This window comes from Ensifer sp. LBL (genome assembly GCF_050435225.1).
Lineage (GTDB): Bacteria > Pseudomonadota > Alphaproteobacteria > Rhizobiales > Rhizobiaceae > Ensifer.
Map to the genome: position 1 here is coordinate 67,766 of NZ_JBNDJY010000007.1, position 21,793 is coordinate 89,558.

A 21,793-nucleotide genomic window follows, 5' to 3' on the forward strand; every position below is an offset into this window, starting at 1 on the left:
GAAGCGGTAGACTTCAAGGTAAGGCTCGCTACATTCGGCAGCATCTCCCCTCTCGTGACCGGAGGACCTGCCATGGCCGCGCTCGAACTCGATCTTTTCCTCTGCCGCACCGACAATTTCGGCGTGCTGATCCACGACCCCGAAAGCGGCCTCACCGCCTCGATCGACGCGCCCGAGGAAGCGCCGATCCTGGAGGCGCTGGAACGCCGTGGCTGGACGCTCACCCATATCCTAACGACGCATCATCACGGAGACCACGTCGCGGCCAATGACGCGTTGAAAGCCCGCTTCGGCGCAACCATCGTGGGTCCGTTCAGCGAGGCCGCGAAGATTCCGAGCCTCGACAAGACTGTGCGTCATGGCGAACGCTTCGACTTTGCAGGCCGCGCCATCGAGGTGATCGAGACGCCGGGCCATACGGCCGGCCATATCTGTTTCCATTTCCCACAGGACAAGCTTCTCTTTGCCGCCGACACGCTGTTTGCGCTCGGCTGCGGCCGGCTGTTCGAGGGGACGCCGGCGACCATGTGGCAGTCTCTCAGCCGGCTGATGGCGTTGCCTGACGAGACGACCGTCTATTTTGGCCACGAATACACGCTCTCCAATGCCCGCTTCGCGGTCACGGTCGACCCTGAGAATGCCGAACTCAAGGCGCGCGCTGCCGAGATCGAGGAAATCCGCTGCGACGGCGGCTTCACCGCACCGACGACGATCGGCCTGGAAAAACGCACGAACCCGTTCCTGCGCGCTAGCGACCCCGGCATTCGCGCCCATCTCGGCATGCGAGACGCCGACGATGCCGCGGTCTTTGCGGAAATCCGCAAGCGGAAGGATAATTTCTGATGGCTGCGGCGCAGACCGCAGCAGAGGTCATCACGGCGCTCGGCCTGGCGCGCCATCCGGAAGGCGGCTGGTACATCGAGACCTTCCGCGATACGTCCGGCGGCCCGCGGGGCCATTCGACGGCGATCTATTATCTGCTCGAGCGTGGCGACCGTTCACACTGGCACCGCGTCCGCGATGCCGTCGAGATCTGGCACTACCACGCCGGTGCGCCGCTCGAACTCAGCATCGCGGAGGACGGAAAGCCCGCCGAGACGTTGCGGCTTGGGCCTGATATCCGGGAGGGCGAGCGGCCGCAGGGCGTGGTGCCGGCCAACTGGTGGCAGTCCGCCGCGTCGGTAGGTGATTGGACGCTGGTCGGCTGCACGGTCGCGCCGGGCTTCGATTTTGCCGCCTTCGAGATGGCAGCCCCCGGCTGGCAGCCGCCAACCCGATAGCGATCTTCGGGACTACTCCGCCGGCTGGGTAGCCGCAGCATTCTTGCGCAAGATCAGATCCTGGGCGGCGAGCACCGCGCCGCCGGTGACGAACAGGCAGGCAAGCGCAATGCGCCAGGACGGCTCGGCAAAGCCGAAGAGGATCAGGATCAGCGTCGAGAGCACCGGTGCCGCATAGCTCGAAACGCCGAGAAGCTGGATGTTGCCGTTCTTCACCCCGAAGTCCCAGGCATAGAAGGCCGCCCCGACCGGCAGGAGGCCGAGGCCGGCGACCGCCAGCCATTCGAAGGTCGTTTCCGGCCAGACCGTCGTTTCGAGCGCCAGGTGGCAGACGAAGGACAGGATCGAGGTCGCAAGGCAAAAACCGGTGACCACATCGGTGGAGACCGCCTCGAAGCGGCGGGTGATCAGCGAATAGCCGGACCAGGTAAAGGCGCAGAGGAAGGCCGCGCCATAGCCGATGAGATAGGCATCGTCGAAGGCGACGCCATTGCGCGCGACGATCAGGATCGTGCCGGCAAGGCCCGCCAGCGCGCCGGCGATATGGTACCAGCGCAGCCGCTCACCTGGCAGCAGCGCGGAACCGACGACGATCAGGAGCGGCCAGAGATAGGCGATCAGACCCGCTTCTACCGCCGGCGCATTGCGCAGCGCCGTGAAGTAGAGGAAGTGATAGCCGAACAGGCCGGCAATGCCGGTGATCCAGACCTTCGCCGGCTGCTTGAGCAGCGCCAGGCGCTCCGGTTTGGCCACCAGCACCGCAAGGCCGGGCAGACTGCCGATCAGGAAACAGATCGCCGAAAGCTGGAACGGCGGCATCTTGCCCGATGCGGCCGTGAACAGCGCGAGCAGCGACCACATCAGGATGGCCGAAAAACCGATCAGAGTTGCCTTGAGTTTCATTGTCGTCCCCTGGCGCGATTTCTCTAACGGAAACCTGCGCCGTCAAAATCACGGTGCTTTCTGGTATTTAACCTTTTAGTTGCGCGCGATCGCGCGTCAACCACCAAATCGCGTCGCCGAGACCGTGACCGGTCCGAGCTTGGTGGGGATGCGGACATAGACGGGAGCATAGACGTTCACGGTCGGCGCCTTGGCGAACCAGATCTCCATCGTCTGCAGACGCCGCAGATACTCGACGTCCTCACGGCCCTTCTTGTAGCCGGCCTTCGGCACGAAGCGGATGCCGCAGACGATCACCTCGCCCTCGAACCCCTTGGTCTTGAAGGGCCTGGTGCCCTTCGGCGAAAGCTTGATGTCGAGCCGCGACTCGCCGTCGAAGATCGGCAGCGTGTTGGGGCAGACGCGCGCCTCCGCGGGAATGATCAGGCCCGAAAGCGGGTCGAGCACGTTGCGCATGTCGCGCGAGGTGACCGGCACCCAGTTCTTCGGCAAAGGCGTGCGCTTCGGCGTCATGCTCGCATGCACGACATTGCCGTTGCGGTAGGTAACGCTGATCGCCCGGCTCTTGGAACCGCTGCGATAGGACATCGAATACTGCGAGGCGCGCAGGTAATCCTTGTCGACGACGCCGGAAACCTTTGTCTGGCCCGAGGTGCGGCTGAGGATATCGAGCAGGCCCGCCGATTTCAGCGTCCCCGATATCGTGTAGCGATTCTTCTGAACCTCGGTGTGGAATGAGGCGCGCGCCACCGGCAGACCGGCCAGCGAGATGCTGTAATCCGTCAGATGTTCGACATCGGCGGCCGATGATGCTGTGGAAAACATGACCGCGGAAAGCAGCATTGCCCCGCGAAAACCATTTCGCAACTTCATGCCTGAAGAAATCCATCACTTGAATATTGCCGCAATACCCTGAAATGCAGGGTGTTTACGGCTTTTCTGCGCCCATTTCGCTGCCGCCGGCTACGCGGTCGGTCCGATCACGGAACCAAACCGTCATGTGTCCTCGATTAAGAAATAGCGCATAGCAAAACCGCTTGGAATGGGTCTCGTGAGGCATTATTCTTACCCAGACAGCGCTTCGGATGTGAAGAACTGCCGGGAAAATCCGCGGTTTTCCGAGAATGCAAGAGGTTTGGCTTGACGGACGAGCCGTCTCTGACTATAGAACCGCGACTTTCCAATAATGGCCAATAGGAACGCGGCCTGGGCTCTGGGCCCGCTACCGCATTGTCCGCCGGCGATAAAAGAGAATAGGTGTACTATGTCCCGTAGTTGCGAATTGACCGGCAAGGGCGTCCAGTCGGGCAACAATGTAAGCCACGCCAACAACAAGACCAAGCGCCGGTTCCTCCCGAACCTGTGCAACGTCACGCTGATTTCCGATGCTCTCGGTCAGCGCTACCGCCTGCGCGTTTCCGCAGCAGCTCTCCGCTCGGTTGAACACCGTGGCGGCCTCGACGCCTTCCTGCTGAAGTCGGACGAGAACGAGCTGAGCATGCGCGCTCGCCTGCTGCGTCGCCAGATCGTCAAGAAGGTTGCTGAAGCCGCCTAATCGGCGCCAGCGCACCGTCTTTGACACGCGTTTAAAAGGCTTGCGGGTTCATCCGGCAAGCCTTTTTCTCGTGCGCGCGTTTCTTAACCGATACGCGCTTTTGCCTTCATCGGCCGGGTGCACTACCCTGCTTCCATCCCTCTAGCTGGTGGCATACCCCAGGATAAAAAAATGCTGATCAACCGCACGTTCTTCGTCTATGTCGCGCTGATGACCCTCGTGGTCGTCGCCTCGAACATCCTCGTTCAGTTTCCGCTGCCGGGCTCGATTGCCGGCATGCAGCTCGGCGATCTCCTGACCTGGGGCGCCTTCAGCTACCCCTTCGCCTTCCTGGTGACCGACCTTACCAACCGCCAGTTCGGGCCGCGCATCGCGCGCCGTGTGGTGGTCGCAGGCTTTATCGTCGCCATCCTGCTCTCCTTCGTCGCCGCCACGCCGCGCATCGCGATCGCCTCAGGCTCGGCCTTCCTGTTCGGTCAGCTGCTGGACATCTCGGTATTCAATCGGCTCCGCCGTCAGAGCTGGTGGCATGCGCCGCTGGCAGGTTCGTTGATCGGCTCGGCGCTCGATACCGCAATGTTCTTCTCCTTTGCGTTCGCACCGTTCTTCGTGTTCTTCGGCCCGAACGACAGCTTTGCGCTGGAAACCGCGCCGCTGCTCGGCGTGCTCGCGGCTGAAGCACCGCGCTGGATCTCCTGGGCGATCGGCGACCTGAGCGTGAAGATCCTCTGCGGCCTCGTCATGCTGCTCCCCTATGGCGCGTTGATGAGCATCGTGAAGCCCATGCCAGCTGCGGATAAGCAGGCGGCCTGAAGGCCGCTTGCCGGCAAGCCTCGGCCTGCGCCCAAGCGGTGACCGGGCATCGATTGCTAGGCGCGGGGAAGAGCGGCAGCCGCCCTTCCCCGCGCCGCGCCTGCTAGCGCTGCCTCAGGAGCATCTGGGCGTTTTCGAATGGCAGCCCCTCGTCGTCTTCCGACCGCCGGGACTGTTCTTCAAAGCCGAGCTTCTCGTAGAAGGCATAGGCCTGTGCGTTGGCCGTGTAGACCTCCAGGCGGAGCTGCCCCTTCAATTGCAGAGCATGCGAAACCAGCAAGCGGCCGATGCCGGCACCCTGGTGTCGCGGCGACACGAACAGCCCGCCGATGAAATCGTCGAGCAAGCTGACGAACCCGGCCGGTTCGCCGCCGCGGGTGGCGACCCATGTCTCTGCGTTCGGCAGATAGACGGTCTCGATCAATACGCGCTGTTCGCGCAACCGCGCTTCGCCGACAAATGCGTGCGCCGTGATCGAGGCCTCGAACCAGATGGCCGACAGTTCTTCCATATCCGCAGCCCGGTAGGCGCGGATCATCACATCCATATTTTTCATGGTTTTTCCGTTCAATAGATATGCGTCAAGAGGGACGCCTGTTGGGCGCCTTGAACAACCGCAAATGCGGGTAAATTTTCAGCCTCTGCGCATAAATCTCCTTCAACGGACAATCGGCCAATAGGCCTTCGCCGGGACGCGGTCAAGCATCGTGCCGATCCTTCCTCGACTTAGCCACGCGAGACGGCCCGACCCTTCGCCGGTTCTTGACCGGATCTCCGCACGATCGGGCGGAGATCGCGCCTTTCAGGCGTTAGCCTATTGCGTCAGCGCAGTGTTGAGCCGGAACTCCAGCATCAGGTTGCGCTCGAGGATCGAATGGTTGTCGTCGGAAACGACGATGACCCGCACTTCGCCGTCGGGGCGCACGACGACGTCGAGGCCTTCCATGTTGTCGATCTGGTAGCGCATGTCGGCCTCGAAGACGACGTCGCCGTCGACGACCGCGCCGGGCTTGATCCTGTCGCCAGGGATCCGGCGGATCTGCATGCCGAGCCCCGAGCCGAAGGAGAAACGCCGCTCCAGGAGAAGCAGGTCGCCGTTCGGCAGGAAGGCGCCATCGGTCGCCGCATAGGGATCCTTGCGCACGACGCTGAATGCGCCGCGTTGCGGTCCGTCCAGGATGCCTGCCAGAAGATTGTCCGCCTTATCGACACTGCGCTCGGCAATGGCGATCATCGCGCCGCCGAGCGGGCTGTCTTTCGGCGAGACGGCAATCGTTTCGATGCCGGCATTGCTGCGCAGCTCGCTGATCGGGAACGGCAATGCCAGGCTTCCGATCGGCTTCGAGCCGGCAAAGCCCGGATCCGGATAGATGTCGATGCGATGGGCTTGCTCGTAGCTGACGATCGCCTGGCCGTCGCGAAGGGCAAGCCCTTCCGAATCCACCTTCCATTTCGCAAGGCCCACATCGCCGTTGCGATCCGCCATCGGCGTGGCGGTCAGGTTGGTGATCCCGGAAAGCCTCCCCTGCTCGTCACGGGTCACGGCCCCTTCCAGCCAGTGGCCGGTGTCCATGACGGCGACGAAAGAGCTGCCGTCAGGACGAAAACGGATCGCGGAGACGGCGCCGAACAAAGGATTTGACGAGGTCATCTCCAGGCCGCCGAGAAACTCCAGGGCGCCGAACCGGGTGGCGCTGGAGCCGACCTCGAAATTGCTTATCTGACGGCTGCGGATCGGCAAGTCTTCGCTATCGGAAGCGGACCATGCCGGGCAGGCCGAGGCCAAGAGGAAAAGGGCAAGGAGACCGCGGCCAAGCATCAAGAGAATTACCTTCAGGGGAGCATCGGGAATGAAGCGGCGTGCGAACATGCAACGCCACCAAGCATTGTCGCTTGGTAGACTGTAAAACTATGTCCGTAAATTGACTTCGGCCACCAGCGATTCGTGCAGGCGCCGATTGGCAGCTCGGAGGCGATGTTCCACCGCCCCCCCCAAGCGGGAAGGATCACCCGGCGCGGCGAAGACGCGAGGGACCGCGGCGCTGGCTTTCATCCTCGAAGAGTGCGGCCAACTGCTCGGTCATGGCGCCGGCGAGCTCGTCGGCATCAACGATGGTGACGGCGCGGCGATAGTAGCGCGTCACGTCGTGGCCGATACCGATCGCCAGAAGCTCCACCGGCGAGCGCGTTTCGATCTGCTCGATGACCGCGCGCAGGTGCCGCTCAAGATAATTCCCGGGATTGACCGACAACGTCGAGTCGTCGACCGGCGCGCCGTCCGAAATCATCATCAGGATGCGGCGCTGCTCGCGCCGCGCCATCAGCCGCTCATGCGCCCAAATCAGCGCCTCGCCGTCGATGTTTTCCTTGAGCAGGCCTTCCCGCATCATCAGGCCGAGATTGCGGCGTGCCCGGCGCCACGGAGCGTCGGCAGACTTGTAGACGATGTGGCGCAGGTCGTTGAGGCGACCCGGAGCCTGTGGCTTGCCGCCGGCCAGCCACTTCTCGCGTGACTGCCCGCCCTTCCATGCCTTGGTGGTGAAGCCGAGGATCTCGACCTTGACGCCGCAACGCTCGAGCGTGCGCGCCAGGATATCGGCGCAAGTGGCGGCAACCGTGATCGGGCGGCCGCGCATCGAACCGGAATTGTCGATCAGCAGCGTCACCACCGTATCGCGGAAGTTGGTGTCCTTCTCGCGCTTGAAGGAGAGCGGCTGCATCGGGTCGATAATGATGCGCTGAAGCCGTGCGCTGTCGAGGTAGCCCTCTTCGAGATCGAACTCCCAGGAGCGGTTCTGCTGCGCCATCAGGCGGCGCTGCAGCCGGTTGGCGAGCCGACCGACAGCACCCTGCAAGTGGGCAAGCTGCTTGTCGAGGAAGGCGCGCAGCCGGTCGAGTTCGGCTTCGTCGCACAGTTCTTCGGACGCGATGGTCTCGTCGAACTCACGGGTAAAGACGGCGTAGTCGACCTTCTCGTTGAAGTCGGCAAACGGCTGGTTCGGACGCTTGACCTCGCCGGGCGTTTCGCTGTCCTCGTCACCTTCGTCCTGGAGATCGTCGTCGGAGATCTCCGCGCCGTCCATCTCGCCTTCTTCCATCTGCTCTTCGGCAGCCTGGTTCTCGTCGGCAGGGGCAGCGTCGTCGCCGGCTTCCTCGTCGCTGGCGTTCTCGTCCTGCTCCTGGCTGCGCGGCTGGTCTTCGTCGGTCTCGCTTTCCTGCTCGTCCGGCTCGTTGTCGTCGTCACCGTATTTCTCGGCGACGTCCATCGAGGTCAGTATGTCGCGAACGACGCGGGCGAAAGCCTGCTGGTCGTTGATCGTCGAGGACAGGTTCTGGATATCGCCGGACGCCTTGCCTTCGATGAACTCGCGCCACAGGTCGAGCACCTTGCCGGCGGACGCCGGCGGCTTCTGGCCGGTCAGCTTCTCGCGCACCAGCAGCGCCACGGCCTCGCCGAGAGGGGCGTCGGCCTGGCGCTCGATCGTCGCGAAATTCGCCTTGGCGTATTTCTCTTCGAGCATGACGTTGAGGTTCTTGGCGACACCCGCCATGCGCAGCGAACCGATCGCCTCGACACGAGCCTGCTCCACAGCATCGAAGATCGCGCGGGCGTCTGCCCCTTGCGGCGACATGGTCGCGTGGATGCGCGCATCATGACAGGCCTTGCGCAGCGCCATGCTGTCGCCGAGGCCACGCGTGACGCTGAGTTCCTGCAGGGTCGGGCGCTTGGAAAGTTCCGGCAGACGGATGCGTTCGCCGGTCATGCCCGGCCGCTCGTTGGCGAAGGCGACTTCCACCTCGGCATCGCCCGCGATCGATCGGATGCAGCCGGAAAGCGCCCGTTTGAACGGTTCCGCAGCATTCTCGCGCGTGGTTGGCTTTGCCTTCGAATTCGAGCTCACGACAGTTCCTTCTTCAGCCAGAGGCGATAACGCCCCAGCGGGGCGTCATCTGGTTTGCCACAGCGTCATGGCCCGCCCTCTCCAAGGAGACTGCAGGCCGTGGGATCAGGCGGTGGCTTCGAGCACGATGTTGGCAGCGCTTTCCTTCAGCTCGATGCCGAAGGCGCGCTGGTAGTGCTCGGCGACCAGCGCCCGCTCCAGCTCGTCGCACTTGTTGAGGAAGGTCACGCGGAAGGCGAAGGCGATGTCGCCGAAGATGTGGGCGTTCTCGGCCCAGGTGATGACCGTACGCGGGCTCATGACGGTCGACAGATCGCCGTTGATGAAGGCAGCGCGCGTAAGGTCGGCGACGCGCACCATCTTGGAGACGGTCTCGCGGCCCTTGTCGGCCGTGAAGCCCTTGACCTTGGCGGCGACGATATCGACTTCCTTGTCGTGCGGCAGGTAGTTCAGCGTGGTGACGATCGACCAGCGGTCCATCTGCGCCTGGTTGATCTGCTGCGTGCCGTGATAGAGGCCGGTCGTGTCGCCGAGGCCGACCGTGTTGGCGGTGGCGAACAGGCGGAAGGCCGGGTGCGGACGGATGACACGGCTCTGGTCGAGCAGCGTCAGGCGGCCGGAGGATTCCAGTACGCGCTGGATGACGAACATGACGTCCGGGCGGCCGGCATCGTATTCGTCGAAGACGAGCGCGACATTGTGCTGGTAGGCCCAGGGAAGAATGCCGTCCTTGAATTCGGTGACCTGCATGCCGTCCTTGACGACGATCGCGTCCTTGCCGACGAGGTCGATACGGCTGACATGGCTGTCGAGGTTGACGCGCACGCACGGCCAGTTGAGGCGGGCGGCGACCTGCTCGATATGGGTCGACTTGCCGGTGCCGTGATAGCCCGAGACCATCACGCGTCGGTTGTGGGCGAAGCCTGCGAGAATGGCGAGCGTCGTTTCGCGGTCGAAGAGGTAGTCCGGATCCAGGTCCGGGACATAGGCGTCACCCTTCGAATAGGCAGGAACGCGCAAATCCGTATCAATGCCGAAAACCTCCCGGACGGAAATCGTGGTGTCGGGGAGGTTGGAAATGTCGAGGTCAATCTTGCTCATCATGTCTCCAGAGCGGCCACCGGACGGCACCCGCGCATTCGCCTGCAAAAGTGCTTCTGTAATAATCCGCGTTGTTAGCAGAAGCCAGCCTGTTTTAACAATTGGTAGGCTTGAATAACCGCGCGAAAACGCTCTTCCGACCCTCTATCTCCGCCATTGGCATCAGGGTGATGCTTTTTGACGAGATCCTTGTAGGCAGCCTTGATGTCGGCTGTCGTCGCCGAGGCGGTCAGGCCGAGCGTGTCGAAGGCCTTGGCCTCGAGCGTCTTCAGTTTGCGCTGGCGCGGCTCCGGGCGGCCGGAACGCGCGCGCGCCTCGCTGACGAAGCCGAAGGGATCGCGCATGCGCGCCTGGGCGCCGGCGGAGCCGGACCGCGTCTGCGACTGGGTCGGGCCGTTCTTGGCGTTCTTGTTGACGCCGACGGTCCAGGTGGGCCGATGACCGGTTATCGCTTCCTTCTGGTAGCGGGCGACCTCGCCGTCGGAGAGGCCGGAGAAGAAGTTGTAGCCCTTGTTGTATTCCTTCACGTGCTCGAAACAGAACATGAAGTACTGCCCCTCGGCGTTGCGGCCGACAGGCGCCCGGTGCACACCCTTCTGATCGCAGCCGTCCCACTGACAGACGGGAGCCGCCGGCTCCGCCTGCGGCTCGACCTTGCGCCGGGTTCGAATGCGATCGAAGTATTTTGAATCGAGTCTCATGGCGCTCATTATGGGGTTTGGCGGGAGTCACAACAAGAATTGACAAAGCGGAATGTTGCTGGCTTTGTGCGGGCATTTTGCGCCGCCGTGCCAGCGATTGCCGGGTTCTTAGGAACTGCGAGGGGCGACAAGCAAACAGCAAAATGGGACGGAAGAATGTCGCTCACCGAGACCATCGAAAAGAAGCTGATCGAGGCCTTCCACCCTGAACGGCTCGAGGTCATCAACGAGAGCCATCAGCATGCCGGCCATCAGCCGGGCTTCGATGGCAGCGGCGAGTCCCATATGCGCGTGCGCATCGTTTCAAGCGCCTTTGCCGGCATGAGCCGTGTCGCCCGCCACCGCGCCATCAACGATCTCCTGAAGCCTGAACTCGACGCCGGCCTGCACGCGCTCGCGGTCGAACCAGCCGCCCCCGGCGAGCCGACCCGCTGGTAGAGGCAATCGCGGCGATCAGGTCGGCGGAGCGCCCTCTTCCGCCGGGCGGATGCGCAGCTTGGTGATGCGGTTCTTCACCCGCTTCATCACGATGAAGCGCTTGCCGTGGAAGGTGAAGGCCTGGCGCTCCTCGGGAATGCTCTTGGATTCGTGGATGACCAGACCGGCAACCGTCGTCGCCTCCTCGTCCGGCAGCGACCAGTCGAGCGCGCGGTTGAGATCGCGGATCGGCACCGAGCCGTCGACGACGATCGAGCCATCAGCCTCCTGGCGCACGCCCTGGATATCGAGATCGTGCTCATCGGCGATATCGCCGACGATCTCCTCCAGAATGTCCTCCAGCGTCACCAGGCCCTGAACCTGGCCATATTCGTCGACGACGATGGCCAGATGCAGCTTGCGGCGCAGGAACGCGTTGAGCTGGTCCTTGAGGTTGGTCGTATCCGGCACGAACCAAGGCTTCTGCGCGATCCTGACGATATCGAGGTTCTCCGGCTCGACATTGGGTTCGGCCAGCGCCCGCAGCAGATCCTTCGAATGTACGACGCCGATGATGTTGTCGGTGGAGCCGCGCCAGAGCGGCAGCCGGGTGAACGGGCTCTCGAGGATGTCGCGAACGCACACCTCGGGCGGTTCATCGGCATTGATCGCCCGCATGCTGGTGCGGTGGATCATGATGTCGGAGATCTCGAGCTCGCCGAGGTCGAGAACGCCGCCGAGCCGATCGCGGTCGGCCTTGATCACCGAGCCCTCACGGTGCAGCAGATCCACCGCGCCACGCAGTTCCTCATGCGCCGAAAGCATCGACATATCGGCGGCGAGATTGACACCGAAGAGGTTCAGAATCCGGCGAACGATGCCGTTGACGAGGCTGGAGAGAGGTCCGACGACCGCGACGAAGGGGCGCACGAGAGGAGCCACGGCGATCGCGAAACGATCCGGCGAGGCAATCGCCCAACTCTTCGGCAGCACTTCCGAGAAGATGACGAGCAGCACGGTCATCGCGAGCGTGGCGATCGCCACACCGCTGTCGCCGAGCAGGCCGATCAGCAGGCTCGTCGTCAGCGACGACGCCAGAATGTTGACGAGGTTGTTGCCGATCAAAAGCGTACCGATCAGCCGGTCGCGCCGTTCGATCAGCCGGTTGACGATGCCGGCCCGCTCCTCGCCGTTGTTTTCAAGCGTATGCATGCGCGAGCGCGAGGCGGCCGTCAGCGCCGTTTCCGAGCCCGAAAAGAAAGCCGACAGCAACAGCAGGCAGAAGACCGACAGGATCGACAGCCAATACTCCGCCAGGAAGGCAATGAAGGCTTCGCCGGTCATTGCGGGTGCTTTTCCCTCAGGAAGTTCAGGACCTCGGACGACGGAACGTCGTCAGCAACGAAGGACTGGCCGACGCCCCTGGTCAGGATGAAGGTGAGCTTGCCGCCCTTGACCTTCTTGTCCTGGGCGATCGCATCCATCAGCCGTTCGGCCGGCGGCAGCGTGCCCGGGATTTCCGCCATGCGCGTCGGCAGGCCGACCGCCTTCAGGTGCGCCTCGACACGGGACGCATCGTCGGGGCTTGCAAGGTTCATGCGCGCCGAAAACTGATGCGCCAGCACCATGCCAATCGAAACGCCCTCGCCGTGCACCAGCCGGGCGCTGTCGTATTCGGTTGCCGCCTCCAGCGCATGGCCGAAGGTGTGGCCGAGGTTGAGCAGTGCCCGCAAGCCGTTCTCGCGCTCGTCTGCGGCGACGACGTCCGCCTTGGCCTGGCAACTGACCGCGATCGCCTCGATGCGGGCGCTGCCGCCGGCAAAGACCGCCTGCCAATTGTTTTCGAGCCAGGCAAAGAAGTCCGGCTTGTCGATCAGCCCGTATTTCGCCACCTCGGCATAACCGGCACGGAATTCGCGCTCACTCAGCGTGTCGAGCACGTCGGTATCGGCCAGCACCAGGTCCGGCTGGTGGAACACGCCGATGAGGTTCTTGCCATGCGGCGAGTTGATGCCGGTCTTGCCGCCGACGGAGGAATCCACCTGTGCCAGGAGCGAAGTCGGGATCTGGATGAAGCGCGAGCCGCGGCGCACGATGCCGGCGGCAAAGCCGGTGAGGTCGCCGATGACGCCGCCGCCAAGCGCGATCACCGCATCGTTGCGCTCGATGCGGGCGCCGAGAACGGTTTCGCAGACGGGGATCAGATGTTCGAAGCTCTTGGTCTTTTCGCCAGCGGGAAGCACCAGCGACACGGCATCGATATCGCGCTCCTTCAAGCTCGCCATCAGCGGCTCGAGGTAGCGCGGCGCGACGTTCTCATCGGTGATAACAGCCATCTTGCGCCCCTTGAGGCGAGCCGCGATCTCGTGACCCGCGGCGGCGATCAGCCCGGGACCGATCAGGATATCGTAGGAACGGTCACCGAGGTCGACACGGACCTTGCGTTCGGCGGCAGGCATCGCATGGCTATTCATGGGTCTTCTTGTCCTGGTACTCGATGACGGCGTTGAGGACGTCCTCGACCATCGTCTCTTTCTTCACATCGCGCGACAGCACCGTCAGGTCCGCTTCCGCATAGATCGGGTAACGCGCATTCATCAGGTTTTCGAGCGTCTGCCTGGGGTTCTCGGTCTTCAGCAGCGGCCGGGTGTCGCGCTTGTTGACCCGCTCCCAGAGCACGTCGAGTTCGGCATTGAGCCAAACCGTCAGGCCGCCCTTCTTGATCTGGCGGCGCGAACGCTCGTTGATATAGGCGCCGCCACCGGTCGAGACCACGCGCGGCCCGCTGCGCAAGAGCCGCTTCAGCACCCGCGTTTCGAGTGCCCGGAACTCGTCTTCGCCATAGCGGGCGAAGAGATCGCTGATCGTCATGCGCGAGACGCGCTCGATCTCATGGTCGGAATCGACGAAGGGAATGCCGAGCGCCTGAGCCGTCAAGCGACCGATCGCCGATTTGCCGGCGCCCATCAGGCCGATGAACACGAGATTGCGTTTACCGAGTACAAGCTTCGCCCGCTCGGCAAGCGTTGCGGAAACCGGTTCGATCACGTCGTTCATTGGACTTCTTATTCCCCATTCCCTTTCGGTATCGACAAATCAGGGTGTAGCGTCAAGTCGTCGCGCGCGTCCGCTCACGGTTCTTGAACTCGGCGGAAGCGGCGTTCATATAGGTCTGACACCCGCCACGGCGTCGCGCGCTCATTCCGGGCGCTGAAACGCACTGGCCGTTTGAACGCCTGCATGTATCCTTGCGTCCGCTTCGATCGAAAGGCACATGCAGAGGAGATTGAAATGCCGACCCTCTTCCGGTTCCTGTTCTTCTGCGCCGTTATTGCCGGGATAGTGTACGGCACGATGATCTCTCTCGTCACCTTCGTCGAGCCGACGGAGCGCGACGTCACCGTGAAGATCCCGTCCGAACGGGTGAACAAGACCCAATGAGCGATCTTTCCGCCGCCCACGTCGAGGCTTTCCTCGAAATGATGAGCGCCGAGCGGGGTGCTGCGGTCAACACGCTGCAATCCTACGAGCGTGATCTCGAAGATGCCTCTTCGCACTTGCGCACACTTGGAACCGGGCTGACGGCAGCGACACCGGACGATCTTCGCGGGTATCTCGCCCACCTCGCCGGCCAGGGCTTCAAGGCGTCCTCGCAGGCGCGGCGGCTTTCGGCACTCAGGCAGTTCTACAAGTTCCTCTACGCCGAAGGCATGCGCGGCGACGACCCGACCGGGATTCTCGACGCACCGAAGAAGGGACGCAGCCTGCCGAAGACGCTAAGCGTCGACGACGTCTCGCGGCTGATCGGCCAGGCGGAGACCGAGGCGGCAGCCGGCGGCGCCGACCACCTCGCCAAATTGCGCATGCATGCGCTGATCGAACTGCTCTATGCGACCGGCATGCGCGTCAGCGAACTCGTGTCGCTGCCGGCAAGCGTGCTTGCGCAGAACGGCCGCTTCCTCGTCATCCGCGGCAAGGGCAACAAGGACCGCCTCGTGCCGCTGTCGCAGGCGGCGATCCGGGCCATGCGGGCCTATGGCGAGGCGCTTGCCGACGAGATGGCGCGCGACGAAACTGGCAACCGCGAGAGCCCGTGGCTCTTTCCCTCCTCGGGCAAGCAGGGCTTCCTGCCGCGCCAGGTTTTTGCGCGCGACCTGAAATCGCTTGCGGCCCGCGCCGGCATAAGGGTCGCCACGATCTCCCCGCACGTGCTCAGGCATGCCTTCGCCAGCCACCTGCTCGCCAATGGCGCCGACCTTCGCGCGGTGCAGGAACTGCTGGGGCATTCGGACATTTCCACGACACAAATCTATACGCATGTGCTGGAAGAACGGCTGCACAACCTCGTGCAAAACCATCACCCTCTTGCCAAACAGGCGAAAAAACAGGATTAGGACCGCCGGGCAGGCTGGTTTCGGCCCGCAGACCCTTGTCGCAAAATGATCGGAAACGCATCTCATGCACAACTATCTCGATTTCGAAAAACCCATCTCCGACCTCGAAGGCAAGATTCTCGAATTGAAGAAGCTCGCCGGCGAAGACGAGAGCGTGAACACTTCGGATGAGATCGAACGCCTGGAGACGCGCGTCCGCGACGCGATGGTCGAGATCTATTCCAAGCTGACGCCGTGGCAGAAGACCCAGGTCGCCCGCCACCCCCAGCGTCCGCACTTCCTGGACTATGCAGCCGAACTCTTCACCGAGTTCACCCCGCTTGCCGGCGACCGCAACTTCGCCAATGACGACGCCATCCAGGCCGGCCTTGCGCGTTTCCGCGGCATGCCGGTCGCCGTTCTCGGCCAGGAGAAGGGCAACGATACGAAGTCGCGCATCAAGCACAATTTCGGCAGCCCCCGTCCGGAAGGCTACCGCAAGGCGATCCGCGTCATGGAAATGGCCGATCGCTTCGGCCTGCCGCTGATCACGCTGGTCGACACCGCCGGCGCCTATCCGGGCGTTAACGCCGAAGAGCGCGGCCAGGCAGAAGCGATTGCCCGCTCCACCGAGATGTGCCTCAACGTTCGCGTGCCGATCGTCACCGTCGTCATCGGCGAAGGCGGCTCCGGTGGCGCGATTGCGATCGCCACCGGCAACCGCGTCTACATGCTGGAGCACGCGATCTACAGCGTCATCTCGCCGGAAGGCGCTGCCTCGATCCTGTGGCGCGATTCCACCCGCGCCAAGGAAGCGGCCAGCAACATGAAGATCACGTCCGAGGATCTGAAGGCGCTCGGCGTCATCGACGGCATCATCCAGGAGCCGGTCGGCGGCGCACACCGCGACCCGAATGCGGTCATCGGCCGCACCGGAACCGTGATCGCCGACGCACTCAAGGAACTTTCCGGACGCGATGGCGACCAGTTGCGCACCGATCGCCGGCAGAAATACCTGAATATCGGCCGTAATCTCTAAGCCTCAATCGGCAGTCCTTAGGCGGGGACGGGGCGAAAATCCCACGCCTTTCCCCTCGCCGGTCTCCATGGCCCGCGATTGCGGCAGCGTGTTTCGCAACTGCAAAGCGGAGTGTGGCCAAATCTTGGCCATATTCATGAGGTCATGAACAGCGCATCGGCAGGGCCACCCTGCAGGGTTAAGAATTCGTGAAGTATAATCGCTTAGTGATTCTCTAAAGGGCCCACCCTCGCGGACTGGGCTATCCTAGTCGAGTTTGGGTTTGAACGGGCCTCTGCTGATGCGTTTCTGGAACCTTTTAGCTTCCGCCGCCATTGTCGCCACACTTGCCGGCTGCACCAACGAAGCGCTGGATGCGACGACGTCGGTCGATATCAAGTCCGTCAAGAACAAGACCGAGTACCAGGTCTCTGCGCCGATGGTCAGAAAGATGACCGAACTCGGCATGCAGAAGCAGGCGCCGATCGCGCTGCGCATCTTCAAGGAAGAAGGCACGCTCGAGGTCTGGAAGGCCAACACGGCCAACCGTTTCCAGCTCTTGAAGACCTACAAGATCTGCGCCTGGTCCGGCAAGCTTGGCCCCAAGGTGAAGGAAGGCGACCGGCAGGCGCCGGAAGGCTTCTACCCGCTCTTCCCCCGCCAGATGAACCCCAACTCCAACTATTATCTGGCGATCAACACCGGCTATCCCAACGCCTACGACAAGGCGAACGGTCGCCAGGGCACGCACCTGATGATCCACGGCGCCTGCTCGTCGTCGGGCTGCTACTCGATGACCGACGAGCAGATGATCGAGATTTTCGCGCTCGCCCGCGACAGCTTCAAGGGCGGCCAGGAGAGCGTACAGCTGCAAGCCTTCCCCTTCCGCATGACCGCGGAAAACATGGCGCGTCACCGCGACAACCCGAATATCGACTTCTGGAAAATGCTGAAGGTCGGTTACGACCAGTTCGAAGTCACCAAGCGTCCGCCGGAAGTCAACGTCTGCGAAAAGAAGTACGTCTTCAACCAGCAGGCCTCCGGCCCGTTCAATCCGGGTGGACAGTGCCCGGCCATGTCGACGCCGCCGGCCTTGCAGGTCGCCATGTCGACCTTCGAGAAGAGCTATCAGACCGACTACGACAAGGCCATGAAGAAGTATGACGGCATGGTCTGGTACGAGCCGAGCGAGGCCGAGCGCAAGGCGATCGTCGCCAAGCAGCGCGTCGGCCGCGAGCTCGCCTATGCTCCGACCGGCAACTCGCTTGACGCCGGCAAGATGATGAAGGCGAGCGATCTCGAAAAGAAGCTCGCCGATCAGAAGGAAGCGGAAGAAACCAAGGTGGCTGTCGAGCTCCAGAAGAAGGAACTCGAAAAGGCGACCGATGGCGGCAAGCACGTGCCCGTCCCCGCCGCCAATCCCATTCCGCAGCCGGTGATGCAGGCAGCCGTCGAAGAGCCGAAGAAATCCTTCTGGAGCCTGTTCTCGAAGAGCGAACCGGAATTGCAGATGCCGGCTCCCGTCGTCGTGACGCCGGACCAGCAGGCAACCGCCGCGCCGCAGGCGCAGCCGGCTCCGGCAACGACCGCAAAGCAGGCGAAAGCAGCGGCTCCCGCCGCCCAGCAGCAGGCCGCTGCCGTGACCACGGCAACGACGCCGGCAGCCGATGCGACCGCCGAGGCGCCGGTTCTGACGGAAGAGCCGCCGAAGAAGCGCCCATTCTGGAAGATCTGGGGCAATTGATGCCGGACGAACAGAAGATCGTCTACGACCTGAGGGGGCTTAAATGCCCCCTTCCCGTTTTGAAGACGCGCAAACGCATGACTTCGGTGGCGCCAGGCGCTTTGCTTGAGATTACGACCACCGACCCGCTGGCCGTGATCGACATTCCGCATTTCTGCAACGAGGACGGCCACAAGCTCGAAGAGACCGCACCCGCCGACGGTGGCCACCGGTTCCTCATCCGCAAAGGCGTCTGAGACGCAGCCAGCCGCAACGCGGCTTGGCATGATTTGTATTCGGATTGCCTGCAGCCAGAATCCGGTCCGCACTTTTCCCGGAGCCTACCTCAAGGGCGCAACTCCGGACGGAAAACCGCTTCGCACTTTTCCTGGAGCTTGCTTAGAACCGCATGCCCGGAACGGCGAGCGGATTGTCGGAGAGCGCCTGGGCGTCCGGCCGGTCGATGCGCGGCTTGCCGGTGAAGGCATCGAAGAGATCGCGAACGAAGTCTTCCGTCAGCCCCTTGGTGATCAGCACCATGCGCGTGCGCCGGTCGTTCGGGTCCGGCCAGGCGGCAAGCCGCTCCGGCGTGTGAAAGACGTTCTGCACGCCGTGCAGCACCAGAGGCCTCTCCGGCCTGTCGGCAACCGCAACGATCGCCTTCATCCGAAGCAACTTCTCGCCATGCGCCGAGCGCAGCAGGTCGATGAACATGTCGAGCGCCATCGGCTCGATCGGCCGGTCGTGCACGATGCTGAAGGAACGGATGTCGCCGCCATGCCGCGTCACATCGTGATGGTGGTGATGATCGTGCCCATGATCATGGTGGTGATCGTGGTCGTGATGATTGTGGTCGTGGCCATGATGATGGTGGTCGTGGTGCGCCTCGTCCTGCAGCCAACGGCCGACATCGGCGATCTTCGATGAAGGGTCGTAAAGGCCGCAGTCGAACAGCTCTGCGCGACCTGCCTCGGCACTGTCGCCATCGATCAGCGGCGCGCGCGGATTGAGCGCGCGGATCCGCGCCGTCAGTGCATCACGCTCGGACGCTTCGGCAAGGCCGGTCTTGCTGATGACGATGCGGTCGGCAACGGCAACCTGCTTCAGCGCTTCCTCGTGGTTGGCGATCGTCTGCAGGCCGTTGACGGCGTCGACGACGGTGACGACGCCATCCAGCCGGAAATTTTGCGCGATGATCGGGTTGCCGATCACCGACTGCAGCACCGGCGCCGGGTCAGCAAGGCCCGTGGTCTCGATGACGACGCGCTTCAGCGGCTTGATCTTGCCGGTCTGCATGCGGTCCATGAGATCGGCAAGCGTATCGACCAGTTCTCCGCGCACGGTGCAGCAGAGGCAGCCGTCGGACAGCTCGATGACCCCGTCGCTGGAGGCTTCCACCAGCAGGTGGTCGATCGAGACGTCGCCGAACTCGTTGATGATCACGGCCGTATCCGAGAGATCGGGATCCTTCAGCAGCCGGTTGAGCAGCGTCGTCTTGCCCGCACCGAGAAAGCCGGTGAGGATCGAGACCGGCACCGCCGACAAGGGACTAACCATCATGCACTCCGATCAGAAGGTCGGCCGAGGCACCGGGATCGGCACATTGGCGACATCGCCTTGGCCGGCCGGGTCGCCGGCAAGCTTCGGTGCCTTTTCGCCGCTGCCGGCGATGAGCCCGGCGAAGGCGAGCTTCAGTGGCCGGTTGATTTCGTGGATATAGGGCGAGAGCAGCTTCTGGCGGCCGGCCTCGTCGCGGCCTTCGCTGCGGACCTTCGCGGCCGCTTTCGAGCAGATCTGCTTGCTGACGTCGGCGACCATGTCGCGCGTCTCGCCATAGGGCGGGATCTGCACCAGCGACGGTTTGCCGTTGCCGTTGGTCGTCAGTGCCATCTGCAGGAGCCTTGCCGACTCGTCCGCACGCGCACCGAGGCTGTCCTCACCGAGCACGACCGAAACGACGCTGCGCCCCTCGCGGGTGGCGGAGGAAACCTGGTTGAAGCCCGAGGCGCAGATGAAGCCGGTCTTCATGCCGTCAGCGCCCTCGAAGCGGCCGATCAGCATGTTGTAGTTCGGATAGTCCTTCTTGCCGGTGGTAAAGCCTTCCAGCGAGAAATAGGAGGCGTATTGCGGAAACTCGCGCTTGAGCGTGATCGCCAGCACCGCAAGGTCGCGGGCCGTCGTGTACTGGCCGGGACCGGGCAGCCCGTTGGGGTTGACGAAGTTCGAGGACGTCATGCCGATGCGGCGGGCCTCTGCGTTCATTCGTTCGATGAAGGCGGGCTCCGAACCGGCGACCGTTTCGGCGATCGCGACGGCGACGTCGTTTGCCGACTTCACCAGCATCATCTTCAGCGCGCTGTCGAGCGTCATCGCCTGGCCGGGCTTGTAGAACATCTTGCTCGGCGGCTCGGCGGCGGCGTTCTTGGTCATGACGACCGGGCTCTCGAGCGTAAGCTGGCCGGACTTGATGGCGCGGAAGGCCGTGTAAGCCGTCATCAGCTTGGTCAGCGACGCCGGATACCATTTCTGGAAGATATCCTGGTGCTCGTAAACCTTCAGCGAATTGACGTCGACGACCAGCCTCGGATTGGCCGCAGCCGGCAGCGCCGCAAGAAGCGTGGCGCATGTCGCCGCCGTCACTCCGAGCGCCTTCATCTTGCCACGCGTGAAAAATCCTGCTGTCACCACGATAGGACCTCGAAAATCCGCTGTTGCCTCGTCTCGTCCGGCTATTTAGCCTATATGGCGAGGAGATGGCAAAGCCCATTCACGGGCAGTGATGCCAATCCACACTGATACGCAGATACAATTAGTGATCGAACAGACCGACAGGACGAAACGATGCCGATACTCAACCGTGCCGCCGAGCTCCAGAATGAAGTCACCGAATGGCGGCGCCACCTGCACAGGAATCCGGAGCTCCTGTTCGCGGTCGAAAATACGGCAGCCTTCGTCGAAAAGAAACTGAAGGAGTTCGGCGTTGACGAAATCGTGACGGGGCTTGGCCGCACCGGCGTCGTCGGCCTCATCCGCGGCAATCTCGGCGCGGGCCGCACCATCGGCCTGCGCGCCGACATGGACGCGCTGCCGATCACCGAGACGAGCGGCAAGGACTGGGCGTCCGAGACGTCCGGCAAGATGCATGCCTGCGGCCACGACGGCCACACGGCCATGCTTCTCGGCGCGGCGAAGTATCTCGCCGAGACCCGCAACTTCGCCGGCCAGGTCGCGGTGATCTTCCAGCCCGCCGAAGAAGGCGGCGGCGGCGGTAACGAGATGGTCAAGGACGGCATGATGGAGCGCTTCGCCATCGCCGAAGTCTACGGCATGCACAACATGCCGGGCATGCCCGTCGGCCAGTTCGGCAGCCGCGTCGGCCCGATCATGGCTTCGACCGACGAGTTCACCATCACCATCAAGGGCCGTGGCGGCCATGCCGCCCAACCGCACAAGACGATCGACCCGATCGTCGTCGGCACCCAGATCGTGACCGCCCTGCAGACGATCGCGTCGCGCACCGTCGACCCGCTCGCCTCCGTCGTCGTCTCCGTCACCAAGTTCAATGCCGGTTTCGCCCACAACGTCATACCAGAGGAAGCCGTGCTCGGCGGCACCGTGCGCACCCTGATGCCCGAGGTGCGCGAGATCGGCGAAAGCCGCATCCGCACGATTGCCGAGGGCGTTGCCCAGATCTACGGCGCGACCGTCCAGGTCGCCTACAACCGCAACTACCCGGTGACGGTGAACCATGCCGACGAGACCGGCTATGCCTTGCAGGCAGCAGCCGAAATTGCCGGCGCCGGCAATATCCAGCCGTCGCTCGATCCGATGATGGGCGGCGAGGACTTCTCCTACATGCTGCTTGCCCGTCCCGGCGCCTTTATCTTCATGGGCAATGGCGACACGGCCGGGCTGCATCACCCTGCCTACGATTTCAACGACGACGCGATCCCGCACGGCATTTCCTACTGGGTGAAGCTCGCGGAAACGCGACTTGCCGCCTGAAG

23 protein-coding genes are annotated in these 21,793 nt (G+C 63.2%); 11 read left to right on the forward strand and 12 right to left on the reverse strand.

The annotated features are described in order from the left end of the window. Window positions 1-72: 72 nt before the first annotated feature. Both gloB and OKW20_RS25520 read left to right on the forward strand, forming a co-directional pair. Window positions 73-843 (forward strand): hydroxyacylglutathione hydrolase, encoded by a 771-nt coding sequence (gene gloB, locus OKW20_RS25515; RefSeq protein WP_429176692.1) that lies wholly within the window; start codon window positions 73-75, stop codon window positions 841-843. Then, window positions 843-1,280, forward strand: a complete 438-nt coding sequence (locus OKW20_RS25520) for a cupin domain-containing protein (RefSeq protein WP_429176695.1) — start codon at window positions 843-845, stop codon at window positions 1,278-1,280. The genes gloB and OKW20_RS25520 overlap by 1 nt, the downstream gene beginning before the upstream one ends. A gap of 12 nt (window positions 1,281-1,292) precedes the next feature. Here OKW20_RS25520 and yddG read toward each other — a convergent pair whose 3' ends face one another. Both yddG and OKW20_RS25530 read right to left on the reverse strand, forming a co-directional pair. Continuing rightward, window positions 1,293-2,183 (reverse strand): aromatic amino acid exporter YddG, encoded by an 891-nt coding sequence (gene yddG / locus OKW20_RS25525; RefSeq protein ID WP_429114615.1) that lies wholly within the window; start codon window positions 2,181-2,183, stop codon window positions 1,293-1,295. A 96-nt stretch (window positions 2,184-2,279) separates the two neighbouring features. Next, window positions 2,280-3,056 (reverse strand): DUF3108 domain-containing protein, encoded by a 777-nt coding sequence (locus OKW20_RS25530; protein WP_429176697.1) that lies wholly within the window; start codon window positions 3,054-3,056, stop codon window positions 2,280-2,282. A 391-nt stretch (window positions 3,057-3,447) separates the two neighbouring features. On the opposite strand from OKW20_RS25530, the gene rpmB reads away from it, so the two are divergent. Then, on the forward strand, window positions 3,448-3,738 hold the full coding sequence (rpmB, locus tag OKW20_RS25535) for a 50S ribosomal protein L28 (protein WP_034806568.1): 291 nt from the start codon (window positions 3,448-3,450) through the stop codon (window positions 3,736-3,738). A gap of 171 nt (window positions 3,739-3,909) precedes the next feature. Beyond that, the gene (locus OKW20_RS25540; protein WP_043623100.1) at window positions 3,910-4,551 is read left to right on the forward strand and encodes a queuosine precursor transporter; all 642 of its coding nucleotides are present in this window, start codon (window positions 3,910-3,912) and stop codon (window positions 4,549-4,551) included. 103 nt (window positions 4,552-4,654) lie between these two features. Here the strand turns inward: OKW20_RS25540 and OKW20_RS25545 are convergent, their stop codons facing one another. From OKW20_RS25545 to OKW20_RS25565, 5 genes are all read right to left on the reverse strand, one after another. Further along, window positions 4,655-5,107: a GNAT family N-acetyltransferase gene (locus OKW20_RS25545; protein ID WP_043623103.1), complete on the reverse strand. Its 453-nt coding sequence runs from the start codon at window positions 5,105-5,107 to the stop codon at window positions 4,655-4,657. A gap of 258 nt (window positions 5,108-5,365) precedes the next feature. Beyond that, window positions 5,366-6,370 carry an esterase-like activity of phytase family protein gene (locus tag OKW20_RS25550; protein WP_043623153.1) on the reverse strand — a complete coding sequence of 335 codons (1,005 nt, stop codon included), beginning with the start codon at window positions 6,368-6,370 and terminating at the stop codon, window positions 5,366-5,368. A 187-nt stretch (window positions 6,371-6,557) separates the two neighbouring features. Further along, window positions 6,558-8,453, reverse strand: a complete 1,896-nt coding sequence (gene cobT, locus OKW20_RS25555) for a cobaltochelatase subunit CobT (RefSeq protein ID WP_043623106.1) — start codon at window positions 8,451-8,453, stop codon at window positions 6,558-6,560. 105 nt (window positions 8,454-8,558) lie between these two features. After that, window positions 8,559-9,554 (reverse strand): cobaltochelatase subunit CobS, encoded by a 996-nt coding sequence (gene cobS, locus OKW20_RS25560; RefSeq protein ID WP_043623109.1) that lies wholly within the window; start codon window positions 9,552-9,554, stop codon window positions 8,559-8,561. Window positions 9,555-9,628: 74 nt separating this feature from the next. After that, entirely contained in the window at window positions 9,629-10,264 is a 636-nt protein-coding gene (locus OKW20_RS25565) for a J domain-containing protein (RefSeq protein WP_043623112.1), read from the reverse strand. A gap of 147 nt (window positions 10,265-10,411) precedes the next feature. On the opposite strand from OKW20_RS25565, the gene OKW20_RS25570 reads away from it, so the two are divergent. Then, complete coding sequence (locus OKW20_RS25570) at window positions 10,412-10,693, forward strand: BolA family protein (protein WP_429176702.1); 282 nt, start codon at window positions 10,412-10,414, stop codon at window positions 10,691-10,693. Window positions 10,694-10,708: 15 nt separating this feature from the next. Here the strand turns inward: OKW20_RS25570 and OKW20_RS25575 are convergent, their stop codons facing one another. Genes OKW20_RS25575 through OKW20_RS25585 form a run of 3 tightly spaced genes read right to left on the reverse strand, consistent with a single transcriptional unit; the run spans window position 10,709 to window position 13,729 of the window. Then, entirely contained in the window at window positions 10,709-12,016 is a 1,308-nt protein-coding gene (locus tag OKW20_RS25575) for an HlyC/CorC family transporter (protein WP_402325276.1), read from the reverse strand. Continuing rightward, on the reverse strand, window positions 12,013-13,146 hold the full coding sequence (gene aroB / locus OKW20_RS25580) for a 3-dehydroquinate synthase (RefSeq protein WP_429176704.1): 1,134 nt from the start codon (window positions 13,144-13,146) through the stop codon (window positions 12,013-12,015). The genes OKW20_RS25575 and aroB overlap by 4 nt, the downstream gene beginning before the upstream one ends. Then, window positions 13,139-13,729, reverse strand: coding sequence for a shikimate kinase (locus OKW20_RS25585; RefSeq protein WP_043623123.1), 591 nt, complete (start codon window positions 13,727-13,729; stop codon window positions 13,139-13,141). The genes aroB and OKW20_RS25585 overlap by 8 nt, the downstream gene beginning before the upstream one ends. 234 nt (window positions 13,730-13,963) lie before the next feature. Between OKW20_RS25585 and OKW20_RS25590 the strand changes: the two genes are divergently transcribed. The 5 genes from OKW20_RS25590 (at window position 13,964) to OKW20_RS25610 (ending at window position 18,043) form a co-directional block, all read left to right on the forward strand. Continuing rightward, on the forward strand, window positions 13,964-14,113 hold the full coding sequence (locus OKW20_RS25590) for a hypothetical protein (protein WP_034806731.1): 150 nt from the start codon (window positions 13,964-13,966) through the stop codon (window positions 14,111-14,113). Beyond that, a complete protein-coding gene (gene xerD / locus OKW20_RS25595) occupies window positions 14,110-15,066 on the forward strand; it encodes a site-specific tyrosine recombinase XerD (RefSeq protein WP_429176707.1) in 957 nt (318 codons plus the stop codon). Before OKW20_RS25590 ends, xerD begins: the two co-directional genes overlap by 4 nt. 64 nt (window positions 15,067-15,130) lie before the next feature. Beyond that, window positions 15,131-16,084, forward strand: coding sequence for an acetyl-CoA carboxylase carboxyltransferase subunit alpha (locus OKW20_RS25600; protein ID WP_043623127.1), 954 nt, complete (start codon window positions 15,131-15,133; stop codon window positions 16,082-16,084). Window positions 16,085-16,364: 280 nt separating this feature from the next. Continuing rightward, complete coding sequence (locus OKW20_RS25605) at window positions 16,365-17,807, forward strand: L,D-transpeptidase family protein (protein ID WP_402325281.1); 1,443 nt, start codon at window positions 16,365-16,367, stop codon at window positions 17,805-17,807. Next, window positions 17,807-18,043, forward strand: a complete 237-nt coding sequence (locus OKW20_RS25610; protein ID WP_429114627.1) for a sulfurtransferase TusA family protein — start codon at window positions 17,807-17,809, stop codon at window positions 18,041-18,043. The genes OKW20_RS25605 and OKW20_RS25610 overlap by 1 nt, the downstream gene beginning before the upstream one ends. A 142-nt stretch (window positions 18,044-18,185) precedes the next feature. On the opposite strand, the gene OKW20_RS25615 is transcribed toward OKW20_RS25610, so the two are convergent. Together OKW20_RS25615 and OKW20_RS25620 are read right to left on the reverse strand one after the other, a co-directional pair. Continuing rightward, on the reverse strand, window positions 18,186-19,343 hold the full coding sequence (locus tag OKW20_RS25615; protein ID WP_429176711.1) for a CobW family GTP-binding protein: 1,158 nt from the start codon (window positions 19,341-19,343) through the stop codon (window positions 18,186-18,188). Window positions 19,344-19,355: 12 nt separating this feature from the next. Then, window positions 19,356-20,426, reverse strand: a complete 1,071-nt coding sequence (locus tag OKW20_RS25620) for a D-alanyl-D-alanine carboxypeptidase family protein (RefSeq protein WP_043617470.1) — start codon at window positions 20,424-20,426, stop codon at window positions 19,356-19,358. 201 nt (window positions 20,427-20,627) lie between these two features. Here OKW20_RS25620 and OKW20_RS25625 point away from each other — a divergent pair, with 201 nt between their 5' ends. After that, window positions 20,628-21,791, forward strand: a complete 1,164-nt coding sequence (locus OKW20_RS25625) for a M20 aminoacylase family protein (protein ID WP_043617464.1) — start codon at window positions 20,628-20,630, stop codon at window positions 21,789-21,791. Window positions 21,792-21,793: the final 2 nt, after the last annotated feature.